The sequence below is a fragment of the Paenibacillus sp. Cedars genome (genome assembly GCF_003184205.1).
Taxonomy (GTDB): Bacteria; Bacillota; Bacilli; order Paenibacillales; family Paenibacillaceae; genus Paenibacillus_AQ; species Paenibacillus_AQ glucanolyticus.
The window spans coordinates 2949064-2970558 of sequence record NZ_CP020866.1 but is presented as its reverse complement, the minus strand read 5'-3'; the positions used below and the strand labels follow the sequence as shown (position 1 = coordinate 2970558).

The following is a 21495-nucleotide window of genomic DNA, read 5'->3' as shown; positions in this document are numbered from 1 at the left end:
CAGCATTCTTCCAGCTTGGAAAATCAGTCTATTGGATTCGAAGCGCTCACCCCCTTTCATAAGCAGAATGTTCATGTACTATGAAAAAAGAGCACCGTGTCAGGGTGCTTGATCCTTGATTTGGCGCAGGTTGTTAAACCTGTACGTGTGTCGCCCCATACCTAAGTAGAGCTGCGTACGACCAAGCGGTTGGGCAGAATAACCTTCTTAGGCAGGAGAACGTTTCCGTTGATTCGGTCTAGTAAGTTATCGACAGCGACCATACCAATTTCTCTGGTTGGGATATCGATCGTGGATAGCGGAGGATTGGAATACTTGGAAACCTCGATATTGGAAAGTCCTATAACAGCCACTTCATGAGGAACAGAGATGCCGTTGTTGTACAAGCCATTGAGGGCCGCCATCGCCATCAGATCGCTGGCGGCGAAGAAGGCGGTAGGGTAATTCCTGGTTTTGCATAAATGATTGACTTTCTCGATACAGACCGCTTCATCCCACATGCAATCAATAACCCAATCTGAATTTACTGACAATCCGGCAGCATGCATGGTGGAATAGTAACCTCGATAGCGGCGGCTGTCTTTTAAGTTGCTTGTTAATCCGCTTCCCCCGATATAACCAATACGGGTATGTCCCTTCTCAATGAGATGGTTTACTGCCATAGAAGCTACATGGTAATGATCATAGCCCACATTGTCGATATCTCCGCGTTCCGTGTCAATGCCCACGATATAGGGGACCTGCTTGCGTATATACTCGTAAGTCTCGCTGTTCAAGGATTCCATAAGGATAAGGCCGGTAATCGGTTCACTGAAGGTGTTGAATAGAACCTTATTATCATTCAGCTCTATTCCTGTGCGAATAAAGGCAATGTTATATCCTGCACTGAGCAACCGCTCTTCCACACCCGATAGAATCGACATGAAATAAGGGTCGTTATATTTATCTTTTGTCACGCTCAGGATGCATCCGATTTTGATATGGGACTTGCTCTCGGCATCATCCTTGGGGGCAACCTTTCGCTTGGGGCTTGCGCTGATTTTATAGTTGAGCTGAGTAACGGCTTGCCATACCCTTTCTCGGGTTTCGTCGGTGATTTTATATTTCGTATCATTGTTTAGAACTCTGGATACGGTGGCAGTGGATACCTTGGCTAATTTAGCAACATCCCGAATCGTACTCATAAATAAACACATTCTCCTTTTAAGTTACTAATGATCACCATTTAGAGTTTATAGGAATGTTACATTCCAGACAATGATTACTCAAATCAGGATGTTTGTTACGTAATACTGTTACGTTGATTAATTTTGAGAATGTCTGCTATTTATAACTCATCATAACACATCTATGCCGCGCTATGTTACATGAAATTTTAAAAAAACGTAAATTTATATTGCAAGGTTAGGGGTGGGTGATATAACATGAGATTACTAAACAAAATGATAAAAATAGCAACAATAACGTAACAAATAACGTAACAAAATTCGTTAGCACATGGTGGGAGCTGATGCACATGAACAGAGCAGTGACGGTTTATCCGGCGATATCCGATGACATCTTAAGCAATCCAGGCATCGGTTTTACAGCGGCACCGGGGTTAATGGGGGAGCCGGACCGAATCTATGATAATCGGGGCGAAGAACATAACCAATATAAGTTCACCGAAAACGGCAGAACCTTCAATCATCCCGACAGCAAAGTGTATTTCTGCAGTGCACGCTGGAGGGACCTGGAAATCAGCAAAGGGGTTTTTCATTGGGAAGTGCTGGAGGAGAAGCTGGACTACGCCAAATCGATGGGCTGTACGGCTGTCGTTCGTTGTTCGCCCTATGCGTTAAGTGATGAGGATGATATCCCGGCGTGGTTTCGGGCGGAATATCCGGAGGAACCCGAATTTCCATTCTGGAGAGTAGACCCACAGACGACCCCATACATAGCTTATTGGTCTGATTTTATCAAGGCGTTCGCGGCACGGTTTGACGGGCATCCGGTCATAAGTTCGGTGGATATGACGATTGTAGGGGCATGGGGAGAAGGCGGAGGAACCGAGTTTTTGAAGCCGGAGGCCATTTCGAGCATAACGGATGCCTATCTGGACGGTTTTAAAATAACGCCTCTCCAGGCACTCCTGCATGACCCGTTGTCAATCCGGATCATAAAGGAACGTAAAGCTAAGGTAGGCTTTCGTGTTGATTGCTTGGGCGATATGGGCGGGTTCCATGGCGACCAATGGTCCCATATGACGGACTTCTATCCTCAAAATATACAGAATTTTCAGATGGCCGATGCCTGGGAGAAGGCGCCGATTTTATTTGAAGCCTGTTGGCACATGAATGATTGGTATCTGCAGGGCTGGGATATTGATTATATCATTCAAGAAACGCTGAAGTGGCATATCTCTTCATTTAACAATAAAGGAACGGTCGTTCCGGAGCCGTGGAAAGAGAACATCAAGGCATGGCTGAACAAGATGGGATACCGCTTTGAACTGAGGAAATTCACATACGACTCGGAAGTGAGTGCGGGCGCAGAGCTCGGTATTGCTGCTCTGTGGGCGAATGTGGGAGTCGCTCCGATCTACAATCATTATTCACTTGTGGTAAGGCTTACAGGCAATAGTCAGACGTATACCCTTCGAAGTAGGGAAGACATTCGGAATTGGCTGCCTGATGTGGATATTGCTTGGGAAGAAAGTTTTACTTTGCCGGAGGATATGCCGGAAGGAGAGTACAGCTTGGAGGTTGGCATCGAAACCGGGGTAGCCGAAATCGGCAATATCCAGCTTGCGATCGAGGGAAACCAGGACGGCTATTACCCGATGGGCAAACTATTCGTTGAACGGGGGAAAGAAGCGAAATGCTGAATGTGTTGAGTTATAACGAATGTACGGCAAGCTGCAATTTTGATGATCTGCCGGATGGATTGGAAGCAAAATATAACCGCTATGAACCGAATCGGAATCCGTTTCTCATTCCGCGCGAGTTTCTGCACGAACTCTTCGATCTGTATCAAATTCCAGAACATACACAGCAATGGCTCATTCATGGGATTGAGGCGATCGAACAAGATGCCGTGTTGTTTCACTTCACCAAATTCTTAGTAGATGATATGTGCTCTGCGCGAAATCGCTGCGATGAAACCCATTATACGAACATGACGCCTGGATGCATGAAGGAATACGGGGAGTTGTATTCATTTTTGTTGCTGCTGGCTTGCGTTAACCCTTCCATGCAAAGGCTGCAGGAGCGCTCCGTGCCCAAAGCGTATTACGAGCAGATTCCTCATCAACCGCTGAAAGTTCAGTTAGAGAAACTGGTTTTGCACGGTGATGCGAAGGTACATGATTTTCCGTGGGTGATGAATTTCTATACCTGTTCCATCTTTCTGTTAGATCGGTTTTACTTTATTCCCTACCGATTCGGGGATTCTTTCACGATGTTTCGTCATGTGGAGACACATGAAGTGATCGCCCTTGCGCATGCGGGGGAAGAGTTCCGCAGCGATGGACAAAGGAACGGAATCAATGACGTTTACGACCCTGAAGGCAGCTTCACTACGGAATGGCAGGAGAATGACATTTTTGTTATAGCTAACCGGATTAATCCCATGGGATTCGTGGAAAGAGAACCGACTCCCATCTTAAAGGCGGAATGGGTGCCTGTTCTGGAGCAGGGAGACATGCTCTTGGCGCTTCACATTCCAGCCGGACCCGGGTACACACCGGACAGATTGAAGAATTCAATGGCAATGGCGATAGCATTCTATGATCAATATTTTCCGGAATTAGCCATTAGAGGCTTCTGGAGTGCAAGCTGGCTTTATGATACGCGGTTAGGGCTTGTTTTGGACAATGAGAGCAGCAACATCGTGCATATCCAACGGCAATTTTATAATTATCCGACGATGGAGGGAGACGGTATGCTGCGTTATGAGGTCTTTGGGGATTGGAAGGCTGATCCGGTCCTAAATCCCGGGGAATGGACTACATCGCTGCAAAAAGCAGCGGCGGCATACATGAAGACGGGAGCCCGGTTTAATACACTAAGTATGGTGGTGCTAAGCGAAGAAATCGAGAAGATTGGGCTTAATCCCTACATCAAAGCCTCCGACATTGAAGAATTCCTCCAAACCGTTGACAGCCATATAAAGGGGAGTTAATCGGATGACCCCATACTCGCTTGAAAACTATGAAAAATATAAAACCGTAAAAATTCGGCCGGTTCCCTTACCGAATAAGAATCAAGATCCAAGCCAAGGACAGTTTCAATATGTCCAATTGTCATGGAGGGAGCTGGAGCCGGCAAGAGGAGAATTTAGGCTCGAAGGGATAGAGGAAGCCCTGCGTGCTGCCCTTAATCCAATTCTAGTCCTGATGCCGGATTTGCCTGTGTGGGTGAAGAATGATGCCGATGATTGCTTTGCAGCCTTGATCCGAAAAGTCGGGAGTTATATCGGCTCGGACAGGCGCCTTACAGCCGTTCTGATATCCACCCTGTCTGACAGCAAGGAAGAATGGAACGCCTATATAGAGGCGTTTGACTCACAGACAATGCTGGCTGAGCTGCAGAATGATCGATTAATCCAATATGTAAAGGAACGCAGTTGTGGATTTGGCCTGCTGGTGGGGTGCAGCGAAGCGAATTGGATCGAATGCTGCGAGGCGTTTGCCGTGCAAAAGCTGCAGCATGTATGGAAGAGCCACCCGGTTGTTCTCCATGTGACTGATCTAGCGTGTGGTCCGAATATCAGACGGGAAGCATTGCGATGGCATGCAAGCCTCTCGAATGTGAATGCAGGGCTTGGGTATGATCTTGCTCTGCGCAGGCTGACTTATCCGGAAACCGTGTCCAGCCATGGGAGCCTGCCACTGCGATTCTGGTTTGCCAACACGGGCAGTTCGAGGATTTATCGGGATTTTCAAATCTGCGTTCAGTTAAGGCAGGGAGAAGTATCCTATGAACTACCGCTGCACGCGGCTACCCATACATGGCTGACCGGGGACCATGTCCATAACGAGATGGTTCCATTGCCGGACATGTCGCCGGGAAGTTATACGCTGAGTATAGCCCTCTATTTCGAAGACCGTTCCTATGTCGCGCTGAATATACAAAACCGGCAGCAGAACGGATATTATGAGACAGGTTCAATACAAGTCGAAATCACCCATGAAGATCCACTGACGAATATATGGGATACGTATTATCCGGAAGGATATTATCCCTTGGAAGACCCTGTAGTTCCGGAGCAGGAATAGCTTGTTTGGCACAAATACGAGAACGCTGGAGGTCATAGATTTGAAGTTAGCATTAATCGGCGCAGGACAAAGAGGCATGATTTACACAAGATACGCTTACCAAAGCGAAGACATCGTTGCGGTGATCGAACCAAATGACGACAGAAGAAAGGCTGCTGCGGATGAGTTCCAGATCCCGCTGGACCGACAGTTTGAATCCGTAGAAGCATTTTACCGGCTCGGAAAAATTTGCGATGCCGTCATTATCTCTTCCATGGATAGAGACCATTATGAGCAGACGATGCAGGCGCTCGATCTGGGATATGACATTTTGCTCGAAAAGCCCATTTCCCCAAGTCCTGAAGAATGCTTGAGAATCCAGCAGATGGCCAATGAAAAAGGGCGCAAAGTGATTGTATGTCATGTGCTCCGTTACACTCATTTTTTTGCCGAGATTAAGAGAATCATTGATAGCCAGGAGCTTGGCAAGGTGATCACGATTCAGCATAACGAGAACGTTGGCAATTTCCATATGGCTCATTCCTTCGTAAGAGGCAATTGGAGAAGAAGTGATCTGGCGAGTCCGATCATTATGCAGAAGTCCTGTCATGACATGGATATTCTTTCCTGGCTGGTGGACAGCGGGGCTAAACGAATCTCTTCTTATGGCAACCTGACTTATTTTAAGGAAGAGAATGCGCCGGCCGGCAGTGCCGAGCGATGCCTGGACTGCAAGGTGGCCGCAGACTGCCGGTTCGATGCCAGAAAGGCCTATCTGCCGATGAGAGGGCAGTGGCCGGCAACGGCCATATCGGTCGATCAAAGTGAAGAGGGACTGTTAAACGTATTGGCAACGAGTCCTTACGGACGCTGTGTTTACCGGACGGACAACGATGTGTGTGATCATCAGGTGACACTGATCGAGTTCAAGAACGGGGTAACGGCCACATTTAATTTAAGCGCGTTTACCAACAAGATGTACCGCACGATTAAAATCATGTGCGAGCATGGAGAAATTCGAGGAGACGATAACCTGAACGTCATCGAAGTGACCCGCTTTAACTCCAATATGGCAGAACCCGTTGAGCAGACTGTTGTTCGGCCAGCCATGATGAGCGGCGGACATAATGGCGGCGATACCGGTCTGATGATCGATTTCCTGGATAATTTGGGGAACGCCGGCTTCAGCAGCCGATCCTCCATCGATATGTCCGTCGAAAGCCACATGATGGCCTATGCAGCAGAAGAGGCAAGGCTCACCGGCACCGTCATTGATCTGGATCAACTGAAGGAGAAGCTGCAGCACAGCATTACAGCATAATCGTTTAATCACAATGCAAAGGTAGTGATGGAATGGGTTCGGGTGTTAAGGGCTTTCTATATGAAATCAAGAAGAACAGAATACTGTATCTCATGTGCGTGCCTGCTCTGATTGTGCTGATCATGTTCTCTTACATCCCTTTTGCGGGAGTATGGATGGCATTTACCGATTTTAATGTCGTGGATGGCATCTTTGGCAGCAAGTTTGTGGGCCTGGACAATTTCAAATACTTTTTTTCGGCAAACAGCATGGGGTGGAAGGTTACTTACAATACACTGTACATCAACTTTTTCGGTCTTATCCTAGGCATTATCATCCCTGTTACGATTGCCATCATGATTAATGAGATCCGGCATAAAACCTACAAAAAGATAGCACAAAGCATGATGTTTTTTCCGTACTTCATATCCTGGGTCGTCGTTGGGGCGATCCTGTACGGCATTTTCTCCACGGATGTGGGCGTTGCCAATCATGTCTTGGAGTTCTTTGGCGCAGAACCCATTCGGTGGTACTCGGAGCCGAAATATTGGAAATGGATCATCATTCTGTCAAGCGTCTGGAAGTGGAGCGGGTACAGCTCCATTATCTATATGGCGGCGATGTCCAATTTCGATGGGAGTTTATATGAAGCAGCCAAAGTTGATGGCGCGAACAAACTGCAGCGCATTCTTTTCTTGACTGTGCCCATGCTGAAACCAACCATTATCGTCTTAAGCTTGCTGAGTGTCGGACGAATCTTCTATGGCGACTTTGGGATGATTTACGGTATCGTCGGCAACAATCCGGTTCTGGCTGAGGAAGTAACGGTCATTGATACCTATGTGTATCAGTCGATGCGCACGCTTGGCTTTTCCTATTCGACGGCCATCGGGCTGTTCCAGTCCTTGATGGGACTAATCCTGATTACGGCTGCGAACAAATCCGCTAAGAAAATAAATGACGGAGAGGGTCTATTTTAATGAAGGAAAAGAACAGATTGCTAGGCGATAAATTGGTGATCGGCGTTGCCTATGGTTTCATTGGCGTATTTGCACTCATTTGTCTGTATCCCCTTGTTCTAACCCTAAGCGTGTCCTTTTCTTCGGAACAGGCCGTGGCGAGAAACGGATATTCGATTATTCCCTTGAGCCCAAGCCTGGATACGTATAAATATATCTTCGTTAATAGCGGAACGAAAATACTCAAGTCCTACGGCGTGACTTTATTTGTAACCTTTGTGGGTACAATGGGGGCTTTGCTGATTACCAGCATGATTGCATTTTCCCTATCGATCAAAAAGCTGAAATATCGCAATGTACTCGCTTTTATCAGTAATTTCACCATCATCTTCTCGGCCGGCTTGATTCCGTGGTACATGGTCAGTGTCAATTATTACGGACTGAAGAACAGCATTCTGGCCTTGATCCTGCCTTCGATCTTTAGCGTATGGAACATGTTCCTCATGCGGACGTATTTTGCAAGCATCTCTTCATCCCTATATGAGGCGGCGGAGATGGATGGCGCTAATTATTTTACGATTTATGTGAAAATAGCGCTCCCGTTAAGCAAAACGGCACTGTTGACGGTAGGTTTAATGTATGCGCTTCAATATTGGAACGATTGGTGGCATGCTCTGATTTTTATTAATGAACGCGATTTGTTCCCGCTGCAGTATTATCTCTACAACATTCTGTCCAACGTCAATGCGATAAGCTCCGGGCGCATTCCATCAGGGGCCTCCGGCAACATCACATTGCCTGCGGAGACCGTGAAGATGGCCATTACGGTCATTACGATCGGGCCGATCATTTTCCTGTACCCGTACATTCAGAAATACTTCGTGCATGGAATTATGGCCGGTGCCGTCAAAGAATAGACACCTAAGTGGTTACTGGCCGATACAGGCTTTTAACATAGATTAACCATTTGATTAGGGAGGGTCTTTCATGAGAACAAAGAAAATGCTGATCTTTATGGTGTTACTGATTGCGGCTGTTTCCGTTATGGCAGGCTGCAGCGGCAAAAAAGAAGGGGGAGCTGCTGCGCTGGAAACGGTTACGATTCTGTACCCGGGAGATCGAAGCGATCGGATGAGCGAATTTCTGGACAATGAATTTGCCGAGAAAATGGCTGCCGATCTTGGCTTGAAGGTAGAAGTTGTATTTGTGCCGTGGGCGCAGTATTGGGAACAAAAAGATATCATGCTGGCTGCCAACGAACCGATTGATTTATATTGGGACGGTCTCCCGGACCTCTCAACAATCGTGAACAAGAAACAAGCCATGGTCTTGGATGATTTGATTCAGGAACATGGCCAGGATATGCTCAAAGTCCTGCCCAAGGAGCAGCTTCAGGGCGCAACCATCGACGGGAAGATTTACGGTATTCCTTCAGCTTATGCGCCGTCCTCTGCCATGTATCAGTTAGTTGCCGTGCGTCAGGATATCCTCGAAGCCGTGGGGATGACGGATCTGAAGACTGCCGACGATTTGAAAGAGTTTGCGACAAGGGCGGCCAAGGATTTTCCTGATATGAAGGGGCCTGCTGACATTATCTTTAAACCGTTAACCCGGTATTTTGCCGAAGAACAATATAACTGGATTGCTGTAGAAGATCTGGTTGTGTTTGGGGAAGACAGCAAAAAAGCATATAGCTACTATGAAACGGAAGCTTTCCAGGAAGTAGCGAAATTCAACCGCGGCATGTATGATGCGGGGTTATATACGGAGGATCTGACCATTAAGTACAATGAAAGAGACTCCCGGATGCAGACCGGCTTGTACTTATGGGTTGAAGGGTCTTTGGGCAAGGAAATGGAGATTGTTGATGCGATTAAGGCAAATGCACCGGATGCCGAGGTCAAAACCTATCTGTTAGCGGCGGAGAAGCCGCGTTATATTACGGCCACAGGCGGAGAAGTGCTAGGTATCCCTGTGAATGCTCCAAATCCGGAAGGGGCCATGAAGTTTGTCAACTGGCTTTATAAATCCCAGGAAAATTACCTGTTTGCTCTCTATGGCGTCGAAGGCAAGGACTACGAGATTGTAGACGGAAGAATCAACAAGCTGACTCCTAACGAATTTTTCTATGAATGGATGTTCAGAAACCAGAACTATCAATTGTTCGGGCCGAATGTAGCACAAGAGTCCATAGATACTTATAAGAGCTGGGATGATCAGGCCGTACGATCGGCTTCACTCGGTTTCCGGTTTAATAATGAGAAGGTGAAGTTAATCGAAACGGCATTGAAGGAAGTGGCAGGCAAGGATTTAGCTGCCATACGTTCCGGCTTTGTAAATTTTGAAACCGAATATCCGAAGGCCATCCAGAAACTGAAGGCGGCAGGCATTGATGATTACGTAGCGGAAATCCAGCGTCAGTTGGATGAATATTTGGCTGGGCAATAAGAGAGAAGCTGCAAACCGCTGAATTTATATTTAAATAGAAAGAGGAACAGGATGAGACGATTGGGGCAGTAAGAGCCGATATCGTCTCATCCTGTTCTGTTAGAGTAACTTTACGTATGGGTGTATTGTCGTGAATTTAATAGAGTCAAGATAGGAATTTGTTTAAGCAGGGGATGCGGCAAGCAGAATCCTTTGTCCTCAAGGCTTTACCGTACCTGTCTGGCGATCGGAGAATACAGTGTACTCTGTTCCGTCTGCAGAGACAGCGGTGGATGAATAGGCTGATAAAGAGACGGTGACAAATAAGGCGGCAAGCAATAGAACGAATCTTCTTTTCATGGGCAAACCTCTTTTCCATTGGGATTAGGTACTGTTACTACCATTTTAATCCATGTCCATTGCGCTTGAAAAGAGCCTTGGAGGTCGTTTGGGATGGATTCATTCATAAAGGAAGGATTATGCTGAACGTAAAATGTCCGTCTTGATGATGAAATTGAAGCGCTCCGCTGTGCAGCTCCACAATGCTGCGGGCTATGGAAAGCCCAAGACCGGAACCAGACTGGATTCTCTGAAAGGTACGGGCATCGTCAGCTTTGTAAAAGCGGTCGAATAGCCGGGACTCCTGCTCTTTCGTAATCGGCATTCCTTTATTTTCGATGGAGAGCTCCATATGATCATCGCTGTGGAGTAATGTTATGCGAATAACACCGGGCCTCACCGAGAACTTCAGTGCATTCATCAGCAGATTATCGATGGCTCTGCGGATCATCTCCGGATCTGCCTCGCGAACAAGGGGGGCTTCATGGATGTCCATCTCCAATCGAAGCTGGTTTTCTTTGGCAATCGGTTCAAGCTCAACCAAGAGTTGAACCAACAGTTCCCTCAGATCAATCCTCTCCATCTCCGGGCTTACTTCATTCGAAGCCAGCCGGGTGTACGCAAACAAGTCATCGATGAGCTGCTTGAGCTGCAGCGCTTTGTTGTAGGTATTGCTTACAAAACGGTCATGTTCCTTCAAGTCCTGGTACGCCTTGTCTTTCAATAAATCCAGATAGCCGATAATGCTTGTGAGAGGGGTGCGCAGGTCATGAGATACGCCCGTGATCAGTTCCAGCTTGGCTTTCTCCATCTGTCGCTCCCGGCCAATCTGCGTTTCGAGCTTTTCAGCCATGGCATTGATATTCAGCGCAATATCCCCCAGTTCATCCTTTCTTTTTACCATAACTCGGTAATCCAGCTGGCCTTGAGCGATAGTGTCAAGACCAGAGGCCATTTCCGACACGTACCGGATGATATGACGCGTCAGGAAAAAGAAGGTGAAGAAAAAGGGGAGGATGAACGACACCAACACAACCAGCAAATTCACATAATAGACTTCTGTGAACCTAGGCGTTACCAGTGAGACAAGCAAGCCCACAAGTATACTGATGACAAAAGACCAGAGCATTCGCATCCGTAAGCTGCCGGCGCCCGTCAGCAAGGAAAAGCGTTTATTTTTCAATTTTATATCCTACTCCCCATACGGTTTTGATGTACTGCGGCTTGCGGGGGACCAGCTCTATCTTTTCTCGGATATTACGGATATGGACCATCACCGTATTGTCAGAGAAAAAGGGGGTCTGTTCTTTCCAAACGCATTCGTGAATCTTGCTTACGCTGAAAATCTGACCGCGATTCGCCGCAAGAAGCTCTAGAATGGAAAACTCAATAGGTGTCAGGGAAACCGCAGCACCGCGAACCTTCACCAGATGCTGTTTTTTATGAATGGACAGGTCGCCGATATGAATTTCGGAAGGTTCCTCTTCCCGAAGGCTCAGGAAATTTTGCCGCCGCAACTGGGCCTTTACCCTCGCCATAAGCTCCACCGGATGGAACGGCTTCGTGACATAATCGTCCGCCCCGGTTGACAGTCCCGTAATCTTATCCAGAGATTCTACTTTGGCCGAGAGCATAATGATGGGAATCGCTGATCGCTCACGTATTTGAAGACAGGCCGCGATCCCATCCAGTTTCGGCAGCATCACGTCGAGAATGATGAGCTGAACTTCATGTTGTTGAAGAAGCTGAAGGGCTTGAAGCCCATCTTCCGCCTCCAATACGTGATAGCCTTCATTGCGAAGATAGACGTGCAGGACGTCGCGGATTTCCTTATCATCATCGACGATCAGAACGTTAATGTTTTTCAAGGACATGCTCTCCTTTGCTAGTAGGCTCCCAGGCCAAGATCAAGCTTGAATGTCGGCGCAATCTAATGAAAGAGTAACATAGCGGATAAGCCATAATAAAGTATTCAACGATGAGGCTCCTCAGCACTCAAATTTGCTTTTTTCGACACACGTAAGCGAAGGCTGGAGGGAAGTTCTTCGGAACGAAATGAATGTTGATGATGTCAAAATGCTCCATGAGCTGCTTCTTCATCTGTTGTGAATATTGAAATGCAATAAAGAGCCCGTCCTTGTTCAAGGCTGCAACAATTTCGGTTATGATGCGGTCCCGAACGTATTGTGGAAAATTAAAAAAAGGAAGTCCGCTGATGATGCAGTCCAGTGACTCCAGGCCTTCCTGTTTAAGGAATAGACGAAGGTGACTGCCATCGGTGTAACAGGAATAGTGCGGATATCGCTCTTTCAGCTTACGGCGAAGATAAGGGTCTTTCTCAAATAACAGCACTCTTGTATCCACTCCGGCAGCGGATTGTATGTGTCTTGTAATCGCACCTGTACCTGCGCCAAGCTCTGCAATGGTCTTTATATGCTCCCAAGCTACCGGTTTCACCATGGTCTCTGCAAGTTCTCTAGAACTTGGTGCTACACTTCCGATCTGCCCCGGCGATATAAGAAATCTGCTTAAAAAAACAGCCTGCTCGTGCAGCCAATCCATCAGCCTTGTCATTGTGTAAATCACCCCGTAATCATGTTATGGATTCTATTCTAAGGGGGAAATCTTGGGATAAAACGAGGGGAATTCTGAATTAATTCTGAAGAACTTCTGAAGAAGCATTTCTAGCTTAGTGAAGTTGCACCACAAAAAAAAGAGTGCCTCATGATCAAGAGGCACTCTTTGTACGTATAGCCTAGCGCTGATCCATGGCGTCCACGTAATCCTTCGCATCTTTCAGGGAGAGATGCATAGCCTCACGTAATTCTTTGATCGCCTTAATCTTATTTCCTTCATCCAGCAGTTGTCGCAGGCGTTGCTCCAGCTCTGGTGAAAGCTCTGAGCTCCCCGAGCTTATGAAATGAGTATCAACAACAGCCGGCTGCTGTGGGCGGGGAGGAGGATAAACCTCCGATCGGCCCTCCAGGCGTGCAAGATCGGATGTAAGCTCATTGATTCGGGATTGCATTCTAAAGTGCTTAAGCAGAAGGAAGATGGATATTAACAATGATACTATTGCTATAATTCCAGTTCTTTCCATATCATACCCCCATCTCTTTTACTTACATATTAAACCTAATGACAGGGAAGTCAAAAGGAAACAACGGCACACGGATGGAACAAGGCACGATGATCAAGAAAACATCGGATAAAATGCTGCCTTCAATCAACACACGCATAAAATCCAATTGGATTCACCTCATTTCAACATTTTCACACCCAGTATAATCCACACATGTTTACTTAACGACAAATTGTTTCTACATAAAAACAAAATTGAGTGTATACAAATATGTTTTAAGCGTATAAACTGTACTTGTGTTTACTTCATTGCTTCTGGAGGAGGGCATTACGAAAATAGAGCTTGTACTGGACTTCTCATGAGTCCTCCCTCCGTGAAGGAAATCCGGACGGATGCTGCGAAAGAGCTGCCAAGTTTTTGCCTGCATCGATGTTCTTGTTCAGAAAGGAAGGTAATTAAATGAACACACTTACAGCTCCTTTGCGGGAATCATCGACGAAACGAGAAATATTGTTGTTGCTCAAAAAATTAGGATCAACCACCATTCAAGAAATGTCAGAACATCTAGGAGTGACAGGAATGGCTGTTCGTAAACATGTAAATGCATTGAAAAAGGATAACTATATCCAAAGCTCGACGATTCGTCAGCATATCGGTAGACCAACTTATATATATAGTCTGACTGATTTAGCGGAACAGTTATTTCCTACTCAATATGATGTCCTGTCTTTAGAGCTGATGGAAGAGATTAACCATATGTTCGGTGAATTATTCGTTGACGAACTATTTAAGCGAAGAAGGAAAAGGCTTGAACAAAAATACCAATTAGCCATGACTGGACAAAATTTCGAGGAAAAAATAGTAACACTCGCCAAAATCCAGGATAATGCAGGATACATGACCTCGCTAGTGAAGATTCACGATGACAAGTATTCCTTAGAGGAAGGAAACTGTCCCATTTTTCAAGTGGCTAGCCGTTACCGGCAAGCGTGTCAATGCGAGCTGGCTATGTTTGAATCTTTACTGGACAGTCGCGTCGAACGTAAGGAATGTATAGCAGATGGGGGAACAAAATGCAGTTTTACATTCGAGAATATCTGATGTCGGGGATAAGTTTAAGAACGTTCAGTTTATCGGTTTCCCAGCCAATAGCGACTGCCAGTTCTGCCGCTCGAACACCTGGATTCTTTTCGATGATATGTAAAAAATCACCCGTCCACAAACCAGCAGGGCTGGCCTGATCCAATCGCTCAAGACGCTTGTGAAGCGAGGTCAATTGTTCCTCGTCCAGCTCATCGTTTTCCCTTAATGCTTTCCGGGGATCATCCCCGACCCGAATAAACTTAATTCGGTAGACCGTGCCCTCGTTGCTGTACGAGTTTAGCTCTCTCCGTAGCTGCCCTAAAGAGTCATTCCCTGCATGAGTGGCATCTGTTTCAGTGATCTCCGGTTCGGGAGCGATCGTTGGATATTCTTTTTACTGGAACGAGAGATGGTGGCGACATGTGATGACATTATCATCATCATGGCATTGGAAATCCAATCCATTTTTTGGTATGGTATTTAGTGTATGATGGTTTGCCAATCATTTTTTTGAAATACAAGATAAAGGAGGTTATACACACACGGAGTTCGATATTAGTCCCATGAATTATCATTTCGAATTCGAATGGAGGTATTGTTATGTTTCAAGATCAAGCGCTGCGTCTTATGAGAAGGCCAATGAAATGGATGGTTTCCGCCATGCTCGCCGTTCTGGTTTTTACCGTGTCCGTTATGCCCGTATTTGCGGCAAGTCCTGAGAAAACCGTAAATGCTTCCGCCACACTTGCTTACAATCTCAAGGGACTTAACCACAACGTGGCCGTTCAGAAAGCCTATATCGCAGACAAGTATCTTTACGTCACCCAACGCTCGGGGGGAACATGCTATCTGTCAAGACTGCTTATGAGCGGGAATGATGCCACATATGTTGATGAAATGACCATCACCAATTCAGGCCATTGCCAAACGCTTGACATGTATACCTATAATGGAGAAAACTACTTTTATTTTAGCTCAAAAGCAGATCCTTCCACCACGTATTACTGGTCTCTTCAGGTAGCCAGGCTTCAATATTCGGCCGGAACGACAGTGGATTATACGGACCTGCATCGTTTCACATATATGAATTATGCCAATACAACAGGTGCAAGATTAGGTGAGACTTATCGCGTGGATGGCGGGGGCAACAGCACCCACACGGTTTTCCGCGTACAAACATCAGAAGGAACCGTAACGTGGTCCATTTATGACACGGTAGCATTAAACAAGCTGCTAGACAGTAATGAGCAGGTGAGAATGGACAGTGCAGCAGCTGTCAACGCCGCGGTCAGCAGCTTTACGCAGTCGGGGAGTAATATCATCAGACCTAACGGTTCTTTCCAAGGTGCTGATATGCTGGGAAAAACAGAAATCTATACCTCAGGCGGCGCGGATGGCGACACTCCGCAGATCGCATTCATATCCAGCACAGGAGCTTACAAAACCCTTGTGAATATTACCAATGTGGGAAAGCGCGAGATCGAGGGAGTACAGACTAAAAATGGAAACGTATATTTCACCATAGTTACAGATCCGGTAAACAAAAAAGATACGCAGAAAGTTTACTACGTCCCTGATAGCGTATTTAAATAATCGCCAAAATGAATTAGCCTTTGCAAAATATGAAAGCCGCAGATTTGCGGCTTTTTTATTTCAGGTCTTTTTTACAGCTATCCCAAATCCCCTCTAAAATGTACTGAACAGCGTAGTTAGCATTCGCCGTCATTTCCATCGCCAGATTAACATTCGGCGGCGCAGCAACGCTGCTGCAAACAGCGCTTGCAGAGCAGCAGGTGATAGCAAAGTGGATATGGTCATTCCAATGCGCACAACGGTATGGAATTTGGCTAACGCTGGCGGGGGAGTAACAGGAGGCGTTTTACTTGAAGTCTTTGGTGCCAGCTCTTTTCCGTGGGGATTGTTCACGCTCTTAATCCTCGCACTCCTCGTGGCCTGGTGAGGGAAACAGCATTCATTCCCTGCGAAATAAGGAGCTTTCGAGTATCGTCATAGGGAAGATCAACATGAGCAATCAAGAAGAAATATGCTCGTCAGGTTTGTGATAGAGTTAGCGTAATCGAGATGAAGGAGGTAGGAGCAGGTAACGATGTCACAATCTGAAGCAGATGAGAAAAAGCATTGGAAAAGGAATATTGTTCTCTTTTTAAGCAGCCAGACCATCTCTCTGTTTGGTTCGGCCTTGGTGCAGTATTCCATCATGTGGTATATTACGCTGACTACACAGTCAGGTATTATGATGACGTTATATATCATTTGCGGATTTATTCCGACTTTTTTACTTTCACCTTTTGCTGGGGTGTGGGCTGACCGTTTCAACCGCAAATGGCTAATTATGATCGCGGATGCCATGATCGCAGTGGTTACGCTTATTCTGGCCATCGTTTTTTTGCTGGGCTATGAAGCGTTATGGCTGCTGTTTGTCATAGCTGCTGTACGCGCACTTGGGGCAGGCATTCAGACACCTGCGGTCGGGGCGATTTTACCGCAAATCGTGCCGCAAGATCAGCTAACAAGAGTAAACGGCATCAATGGCACCTTGCAGGCGCTCATTATGTTCGTTGCGCCTATCGCCAGCGCGGCATTACTCACCATGGCGACAATCGAAATAATTTTTTTCATAGACGTCATCACAGCGGCAATCGCGATCCTGACGTTACTGTTCTTTCTCAAAATTCCGCTCCACCAAAAGGCAGCCAGTGCCCAAACGACAGGTTACCTTGATGATTTCAAGAAGGGTTTGGACTATATTGGCCAGCATGCCTTTTTAAAAACATTTTTTATCTTTTTCGCCTTTTTCTTCGTGCTCATGGCCCCTGCGGCCTTTTTGACACCGCTGCAAGTGACGCGTACCTTCGGTGACGACGTATGGCGCTTGACTGCCATCGAGATCGCGTTCTCCATCGGCATGATGGTTGGCGGGGGCATTATCGCTTCATGGGGCGGTTTCAAAAATAAAGTGTACACCATGACGCTCGCCAGCATCATCATGGGCGTGTGCACCTTCGCGCTCGGCATTGTGCCGATCTTCTGGATTTACTTGGCCGTTATGGGTGTGTTTGGAGTGGCAATGCCTATTTTCAACACGCCTACGACTGTTTTGCTTCAGGAGAGAGTGGACGACAATTATTTAGGGCGCATATTCGGGGTCTTCGGCATGATCTCGACTTCCATGATGCCCCTCGGGATGTTGGTCTTCGGACCGCTTGCCGATGTCATTGAGATTGAATGGCTGCTCATGGGAACGGGGCTGTTCATGCTTGTACTTGCGTTATTTTTCATTCGCAACAAGCGATTAGTTGAAGCTGGCATACCGCTGGTGAAGGAAGCCACGCAGGAGTGATCATCCGACACCTTCTAGTCCCATACGATTCTGATCTTTCTGTTGTAGTCCGAAGCATATCCCACTAATGAAGTGCCCTTGGAGTCTACACTCCGTGGGTGCTTTTTTTGCGATAATAGCATAGCCGTGCCGTTTACGTCGTTCGCCAAGCTATTATGCCAGATCCGTTCCTTAAAAGGTGTTGGCATCTCGCAAAACATCATACTTTTCCTTCAATTGCTTGATATCTGTTCTAGGCGGGCAACCGAATAGACGCGCATATTCCCGACTGAATTGGGATGGACTCTCATAACCAACCCGGAAGGCAACATCGGCGGCATCGGCTGATTCCGACAATAATAATCTCCTTGCTTCCTGTAATCTGAGCTGCTTTTGAAATTGCAGCGGACTCATGGCGGTTACCTCTTTAAAATGCCTATGGAACGAAGATACACTCATTCTCGCGGTCTCAGCTAAACTTTCGATACGCAGCGGTTGATCACGATGCCGGATAATTTGCTCAATAGTCTCTCTTATTCGATAAGTGCTGCTGCCTTCCATAGCGATTTGAGCCAATGCAACACCGTAAGGCCCTTGCAAGAGTCTAAACAAGATTTCTTTAATATAAAGCGGCGCAAGGAATGATATTTCTGCAGGATGATCCAGCAAGCGTGCCAACCTAACCATGGCTTCCAGAAGTGATGCCTCCATCTGACCAACAAACAAAGCTCTTCTCGCGTTTTCCTTAGTCAGGATCGGAAGTTCGTATTCGTTGAGTACCTCAAGGATTTGATTCTGCGTAAACTCCAGCTTCAGGCTCAAAAAAGGAACTTCGTTCGAAGCATGTATGACCTGACCCACCACCGGCACATTCATGGAGGAAATCAGATAATCAGCGGGTCCGTACACATATCGTTCCTGCGCCAACAATACCTCTTTTGAACCTTGTGCAATAAAACATAGGGAAGGATTGTAGACCCGATGAACCGGCTCCGTAACTTGCAAGTGACGAATGAAGAATAATGATGGAATATCCGTCTTGTGAACCCCGCTTTGATTCGCATGTTGCTCCAATAGTTGTACCAGCACATTCCGGTGTTTGCGTATTTCCTCGGACATAAGCTCCTCCTTGTTATTTCACTTCTTTCAGTATAAGGCATGTTTCTCTACAGCGATAATGTAATGAGAGGATTAGGCAATCATTTAAGACAAATGAGATATCGATCTCATTATAATCTATAGCATAATGAAATCATGTTATGTATGTAATCTAAACATGAATCAATGGGAGGGAAGATGATGATGCAAATGCGCGAATTAGGAACAAGCGGATTGAAGGTTACCGCCATTGGGCTTGGCTGCATGGGCATGAGTTATGGCTATGGCCCCGCAGCTGACAAGAAGGAAATGATATCGGTGATTCATGCTGCCATTGATCGAGGCGTTACTTTTTTTGACACAGCCGAAATATACGGTCCTTTCATCAACGAGGAACTGGTAGGAGAAGCGCTTGTGCCGTTCAAGGACAAGGTTGTATTGGCGACTAAATTTGGCATTAGGATGGTGGATGGCAAACAGGTCCAGGATAGTCGACCTCAATGCATCCGGCAATCCGTAGAAGGCTCGCTCAAACGGCTTGGCGTGGAAGCCATTGATCTCTATTATCAACATCGCGTGGATCCCAAGGTACCCATTGAGGAAGTGGCGGGCGTCGTGAAGGATCTTATCCAGGAGGGGAAGGTGAAGCATTGGGGTCTCTCGGAAGCAGGAGTCAAAACCATTCGTCGTGCGCATACCGTCCATCCCCTGACTGCGGTTCAGAGTGAATACTCCTTGTGGTGGAGACGTCCGGAGGAGGAATTATTGCCTGTTCTGGAGGAACTGGGTATAGGTTTTGTTCCATTCAGTCCTTTAGGTAAGGGATACTTAACCGGAAAAGTGAGTGCAGATACTGCCTTCGATGAAAATGATACGCGCCGTATCCTTCCACGATTTACGGCAGAGGCGATTCAAGCCAATCAAGCATTGATTCGAGTACTTCAACAAGTATCTGAACCCAGAAACGTGTCTCTGGCTCAGATAGCACTTGCATGGCTGCTTGCTCGGAAGCCCTGGATCGTTCCAATACCAGGTACACGAAAATTACATCGGTTGGAGGAGAATTTGGGAGCAGCCCAAGTGGAGTTGACGCCCGAAGATCTGCTTGCGATCAACTCGGCTACATCTCGAATCACGCTGACGGGAGACCGTTATCCCGAGGAACTGGAGAGAAGAACGGGTTTGTGATGGAAGAACGGGCTTTCAAGCACTTATGGCTGCTCGTATGTCAATTGGCTTTCATTCCAAAAAAGACCGTTCCACAGAACGAGTGGCTTTATCGATGAACGCTGCTACTTCTTCAGGGCTCTGGGTCATTCCGTTCTGAACCCACTCCTTAATCGCTGCTGCGCTGCCGCTGGATATAAATGAATATAAGGCTTCAGGCGTATGGACATCGATCTGCGGTGCTTGTTCCCTCCAAGTCTCGATACTGCGATCGTGCAAAATATAGATCACACGTTTCAGATAATCTCCATCTTGGTATAGCGGATTCTGCGGTCAACTTTCATGTTTTTGATTTTTTCGTTCGATAAGCGGCAATATTTATCGAACTGGCTGTTGATTATCTTACACAGTGTTACTATATTGTAAACACATTTTCAGATCAATATGTACTTGGAGGGAACTCATGAAAGTAACTTATACCATGATGGATAGGGAATTAAGATGGAGAGGAAAGCTTCTAGGTCTCTTATTGGGCACCTCCAGCGAAGCTAAATTTGTCAAAACGATGTTAAATCGAAAGAAACAAAGCGATAAACGGAAAGGCAGTCACATGGAAGGTTTAAATGTCCGTGAAGAATGGATTACACGTAAAGATGGCTCCAAACTGCGCATTCTAATTTATGAACCCCATCATACGAATGAAGAGGTTCCCGGTATCTTGTGGCTGCATGGAGGGGGGTATGCGATGGGTGTACCCGAAATGTTCGAGAATACGTACAAAAAATTAATGGACACCAGCAGCTGTGTCATCATCGCTCCCGATTATCGTCTATCCATCGAAGCACCCTATCCAGCAGCATTGGAGGATAGCTATGACGCTCTTCTATGGATGAAGAATCATGCCAGGGAACTGAGCATCCGAAGTAATCAATTGATGGTAGGAGGGGAAAGCGCGGGGGGAGGACTAACGGCTGCCCTTACGCTTTATGCAAGGGATAAAGGAGAAGTGAACATCGCTTTTCAAATGCCGTTGTATCCAATGATTGATGATCGAATGATGACGGAATCGGCCAAGGAGAATAACGCTCCTATATGGAACTCCGATATGAATCAATGGGCTTGGAAGTTATACCTTGGGGACCGCTACGGAAAAGAGGTATCTCCCTATGCCGCGGCTGCCAGAGCCACCGATTACACTCATCTTCCGCCTACCGTCACTTATGTCGGTGATCTCGAACCATTCCGGGATGAAACCATTCATTACGTGGAGAAATTAAAGCAAGCAGGCGTTCCGGTTGATTTCGAGTTGTACCAGGGCTGTTATCATGGTTTTGATATCATTAACCCTAAAGCGGCGGTAAGCCAAAAGGCAGTCGCGTTTTTCTTGCAGTCGTATCAATATGCGGTGTCGCATTATTTTGCAGAACAAAAATAGAGAAGAAGAGTGAATGGCGTCTATAGTAA

21 protein-coding genes are annotated in these 21495 nt (G+C 46.5%); 12 read left to right on the top strand and 9 right to left on the bottom strand.

The features are described from left to right. Window positions 1-161 precede the first annotated feature (161 nt). Window positions 162-1184 (bottom strand): LacI family DNA-binding transcriptional regulator, encoded by a 1023-nt coding sequence (locus tag B9D94_RS15265; protein WP_063479444.1) that lies wholly within the window; start codon window positions 1182-1184, stop codon window positions 162-164. A gap of 332 nt (window positions 1185-1516) precedes the next feature. Here B9D94_RS15265 and B9D94_RS15260 point away from each other — a divergent pair, with 332 nt between their 5' ends. From B9D94_RS15260 to B9D94_RS15230, 7 genes are all read left to right on the top strand, one after another. Continuing rightward, a complete protein-coding gene (locus B9D94_RS15260; RefSeq protein ID WP_148247404.1) occupies window positions 1517-2866 on the top strand; it encodes a DUF4832 domain-containing protein in 1350 nt (449 codons plus the stop codon). Beyond that, window positions 2860-4161 carry an acyltransferase domain-containing protein gene (locus B9D94_RS15255; RefSeq protein WP_148247403.1) on the top strand — a complete coding sequence of 434 codons (1302 nt, stop codon included), beginning with the start codon at window positions 2860-2862 and terminating at the stop codon, window positions 4159-4161. The genes B9D94_RS15260 and B9D94_RS15255 overlap by 7 nt, the downstream gene beginning before the upstream one ends. 4 nt (window positions 4162-4165) lie before the next feature. Beyond that, entirely contained in the window at window positions 4166-5257 is a 1092-nt protein-coding gene (locus tag B9D94_RS15250) for a DUF4832 domain-containing protein (RefSeq protein WP_148247402.1), read from the top strand. A gap of 40 nt (window positions 5258-5297) precedes the next feature. Beyond that, window positions 5298-6557: a Gfo/Idh/MocA family protein gene (locus B9D94_RS15245; protein WP_148247401.1), complete on the top strand. Its 1260-nt coding sequence runs from the start codon at window positions 5298-5300 to the stop codon at window positions 6555-6557. Window positions 6558-6589: 32 nt separating this feature from the next. Continuing rightward, the gene (locus tag B9D94_RS15240) at window positions 6590-7516 is read left to right on the top strand and encodes an ABC transporter permease (RefSeq protein WP_006210123.1); all 927 of its coding nucleotides are present in this window, start codon (window positions 6590-6592) and stop codon (window positions 7514-7516) included. Further along, complete coding sequence (locus B9D94_RS15235; RefSeq protein ID WP_063479449.1) at window positions 7516-8412, top strand: carbohydrate ABC transporter permease; 897 nt, start codon at window positions 7516-7518, stop codon at window positions 8410-8412. Before B9D94_RS15240 ends, B9D94_RS15235 begins: the two co-directional genes overlap by 1 nt. A gap of 70 nt (window positions 8413-8482) precedes the next feature. Further along, on the top strand, window positions 8483-9943 hold the full coding sequence (locus B9D94_RS15230; protein WP_006210125.1) for an ABC transporter substrate-binding protein: 1461 nt from the start codon (window positions 8483-8485) through the stop codon (window positions 9941-9943). Between the two features lie 198 nt (window positions 9944-10141). Here B9D94_RS15230 and B9D94_RS31005 read toward each other — a convergent pair whose 3' ends face one another. From B9D94_RS31005 to B9D94_RS15210, 5 genes are all read right to left on the bottom strand, one after another. Beyond that, a complete protein-coding gene (locus B9D94_RS31005; protein ID WP_156515062.1) occupies window positions 10142-10282 on the bottom strand; it encodes a hypothetical protein in 141 nt (46 codons plus the stop codon). A 103-nt stretch (window positions 10283-10385) separates the two neighbouring features. Then, window positions 10386-11444, bottom strand: a complete 1059-nt coding sequence (locus tag B9D94_RS15225) for a sensor histidine kinase (protein WP_148247400.1) — start codon at window positions 11442-11444, stop codon at window positions 10386-10388. Next, the gene (locus tag B9D94_RS15220; protein ID WP_234972913.1) at window positions 11434-12120 is read right to left on the bottom strand and encodes a response regulator transcription factor; all 687 of its coding nucleotides are present in this window, start codon (window positions 12118-12120) and stop codon (window positions 11434-11436) included. Before B9D94_RS15220 ends, B9D94_RS15225 begins: the two co-directional genes overlap by 11 nt. Window positions 12121-12256: 136 nt before the next feature. Then, window positions 12257-12835, bottom strand: a complete 579-nt coding sequence (locus tag B9D94_RS15215; protein ID WP_148247399.1) for a class I SAM-dependent methyltransferase — start codon at window positions 12833-12835, stop codon at window positions 12257-12259. Between the two features lie 181 nt (window positions 12836-13016). Continuing rightward, window positions 13017-13361, bottom strand: a complete 345-nt coding sequence (locus B9D94_RS15210; RefSeq protein WP_148247398.1) for a ribosomal protein L7/L12 — start codon at window positions 13359-13361, stop codon at window positions 13017-13019. A 441-nt stretch (window positions 13362-13802) separates the two neighbouring features. On the opposite strand from B9D94_RS15210, the gene B9D94_RS15205 reads away from it, so the two are divergent. Beyond that, a complete protein-coding gene (locus B9D94_RS15205; protein ID WP_063479453.1) occupies window positions 13803-14444 on the top strand; it encodes a helix-turn-helix transcriptional regulator in 642 nt (213 codons plus the stop codon). A gap of 582 nt (window positions 14445-15026) precedes the next feature. Beyond that, the gene (locus B9D94_RS15200; protein WP_148247397.1) at window positions 15027-16019 is read left to right on the top strand and encodes a helveticin J family class III bacteriocin; all 993 of its coding nucleotides are present in this window, start codon (window positions 15027-15029) and stop codon (window positions 16017-16019) included. A gap of 129 nt (window positions 16020-16148) precedes the next feature. Here B9D94_RS15200 and B9D94_RS31000 read toward each other — a convergent pair whose 3' ends face one another. After that, entirely contained in the window at window positions 16149-16352 is a 204-nt protein-coding gene (locus tag B9D94_RS31000) for a hypothetical protein (protein ID WP_156515063.1), read from the bottom strand. 181 nt (window positions 16353-16533) lie between these two features. Between B9D94_RS31000 and B9D94_RS15195 the strand changes: the two genes are divergently transcribed. Next, complete coding sequence (locus B9D94_RS15195; RefSeq protein WP_148247396.1) at window positions 16534-17787, top strand: MFS transporter; 1254 nt, start codon at window positions 16534-16536, stop codon at window positions 17785-17787. A 171-nt stretch (window positions 17788-17958) separates the two neighbouring features. Here the strand turns inward: B9D94_RS15195 and B9D94_RS15190 are convergent, their stop codons facing one another. Beyond that, the gene (locus B9D94_RS15190) at window positions 17959-18885 is read right to left on the bottom strand and encodes an AraC family transcriptional regulator (protein WP_148247395.1); all 927 of its coding nucleotides are present in this window, start codon (window positions 18883-18885) and stop codon (window positions 17959-17961) included. Between the two features lie 183 nt (window positions 18886-19068). Here B9D94_RS15190 and B9D94_RS15185 point away from each other — a divergent pair, with 183 nt between their 5' ends. Further along, window positions 19069-20052: an aldo/keto reductase gene (locus tag B9D94_RS15185; RefSeq protein ID WP_148248799.1), complete on the top strand. Its 984-nt coding sequence runs from the start codon at window positions 19069-19071 to the stop codon at window positions 20050-20052. Between the two features lie 51 nt (window positions 20053-20103). Here B9D94_RS15185 and B9D94_RS15180 read toward each other — a convergent pair whose 3' ends face one another. Next, entirely contained in the window at window positions 20104-20322 is a 219-nt protein-coding gene (locus tag B9D94_RS15180; protein ID WP_036639428.1) for a TetR-like C-terminal domain-containing protein, read from the bottom strand. A gap of 172 nt (window positions 20323-20494) precedes the next feature. On the opposite strand from B9D94_RS15180, the gene B9D94_RS15175 reads away from it, so the two are divergent. After that, on the top strand, window positions 20495-21466 hold the full coding sequence (locus tag B9D94_RS15175; protein ID WP_076153130.1) for an alpha/beta hydrolase: 972 nt from the start codon (window positions 20495-20497) through the stop codon (window positions 21464-21466). Window positions 21467-21495 lie beyond the last annotated feature (29 nt).

Coding starts and splice junctions, on each gene's coding strand:
- B9D94_RS15265 (WP_063479444.1), bottom strand. CDS start 1,184: ATGAGTACGATTCGGGATGTTGCTAAATTAGCCAAGGTATCCACTGCC.
- B9D94_RS15260 (WP_148247404.1), top strand. CDS start 1,517: ATGAACAGAGCAGTGACGGTTTATCCGGCGATATCCGATGACATCTTA.
- B9D94_RS15255 (WP_148247403.1), top strand. CDS start 2,860: ATGCTGAATGTGTTGAGTTATAACGAATGTACGGCAAGCTGCAATTTT.
- B9D94_RS15250 (WP_148247402.1), top strand. CDS start 4,166: ATGACCCCATACTCGCTTGAAAACTATGAAAAATATAAAACCGTAAAA.
- B9D94_RS15240 (WP_006210123.1), top strand. CDS start 6,590: ATGGGTTCGGGTGTTAAGGGCTTTCTATATGAAATCAAGAAGAACAGA.
- B9D94_RS15235 (WP_063479449.1), top strand. CDS start 7,516: ATGAAGGAAAAGAACAGATTGCTAGGCGATAAATTGGTGATCGGCGTT.
- B9D94_RS15230 (WP_006210125.1), top strand. CDS start 8,483: ATGAGAACAAAGAAAATGCTGATCTTTATGGTGTTACTGATTGCGGCT.
- B9D94_RS31005 (WP_156515062.1), bottom strand. CDS start 10,282: ATGAAAAGAAGATTCGTTCTATTGCTTGCCGCCTTATTTGTCACCGTC.
- B9D94_RS15215 (WP_148247399.1), bottom strand. CDS start 12,835: ATGACAAGGCTGATGGATTGGCTGCACGAGCAGGCTGTTTTTTTAAGC.
- B9D94_RS15210 (WP_148247398.1), bottom strand. CDS start 13,361: ATGGAAAGAACTGGAATTATAGCAATAGTATCATTGTTAATATCCATC.
- B9D94_RS15205 (WP_063479453.1), top strand. CDS start 13,803: ATGAACACACTTACAGCTCCTTTGCGGGAATCATCGACGAAACGAGAA.
- B9D94_RS15200 (WP_148247397.1), top strand. CDS start 15,027: ATGTTTCAAGATCAAGCGCTGCGTCTTATGAGAAGGCCAATGAAATGG.
- B9D94_RS15195 (WP_148247396.1), top strand. CDS start 16,534: ATGTCACAATCTGAAGCAGATGAGAAAAAGCATTGGAAAAGGAATATT.
- B9D94_RS15190 (WP_148247395.1), bottom strand. CDS start 18,885: ATGTCCGAGGAAATACGCAAACACCGGAATGTGCTGGTACAACTATTG.
- B9D94_RS15185 (WP_148248799.1), top strand. CDS start 19,069: ATGCAAATGCGCGAATTAGGAACAAGCGGATTGAAGGTTACCGCCATT.
- B9D94_RS15175 (WP_076153130.1), top strand. CDS start 20,495: ATGAAAGTAACTTATACCATGATGGATAGGGAATTAAGATGGAGAGGA.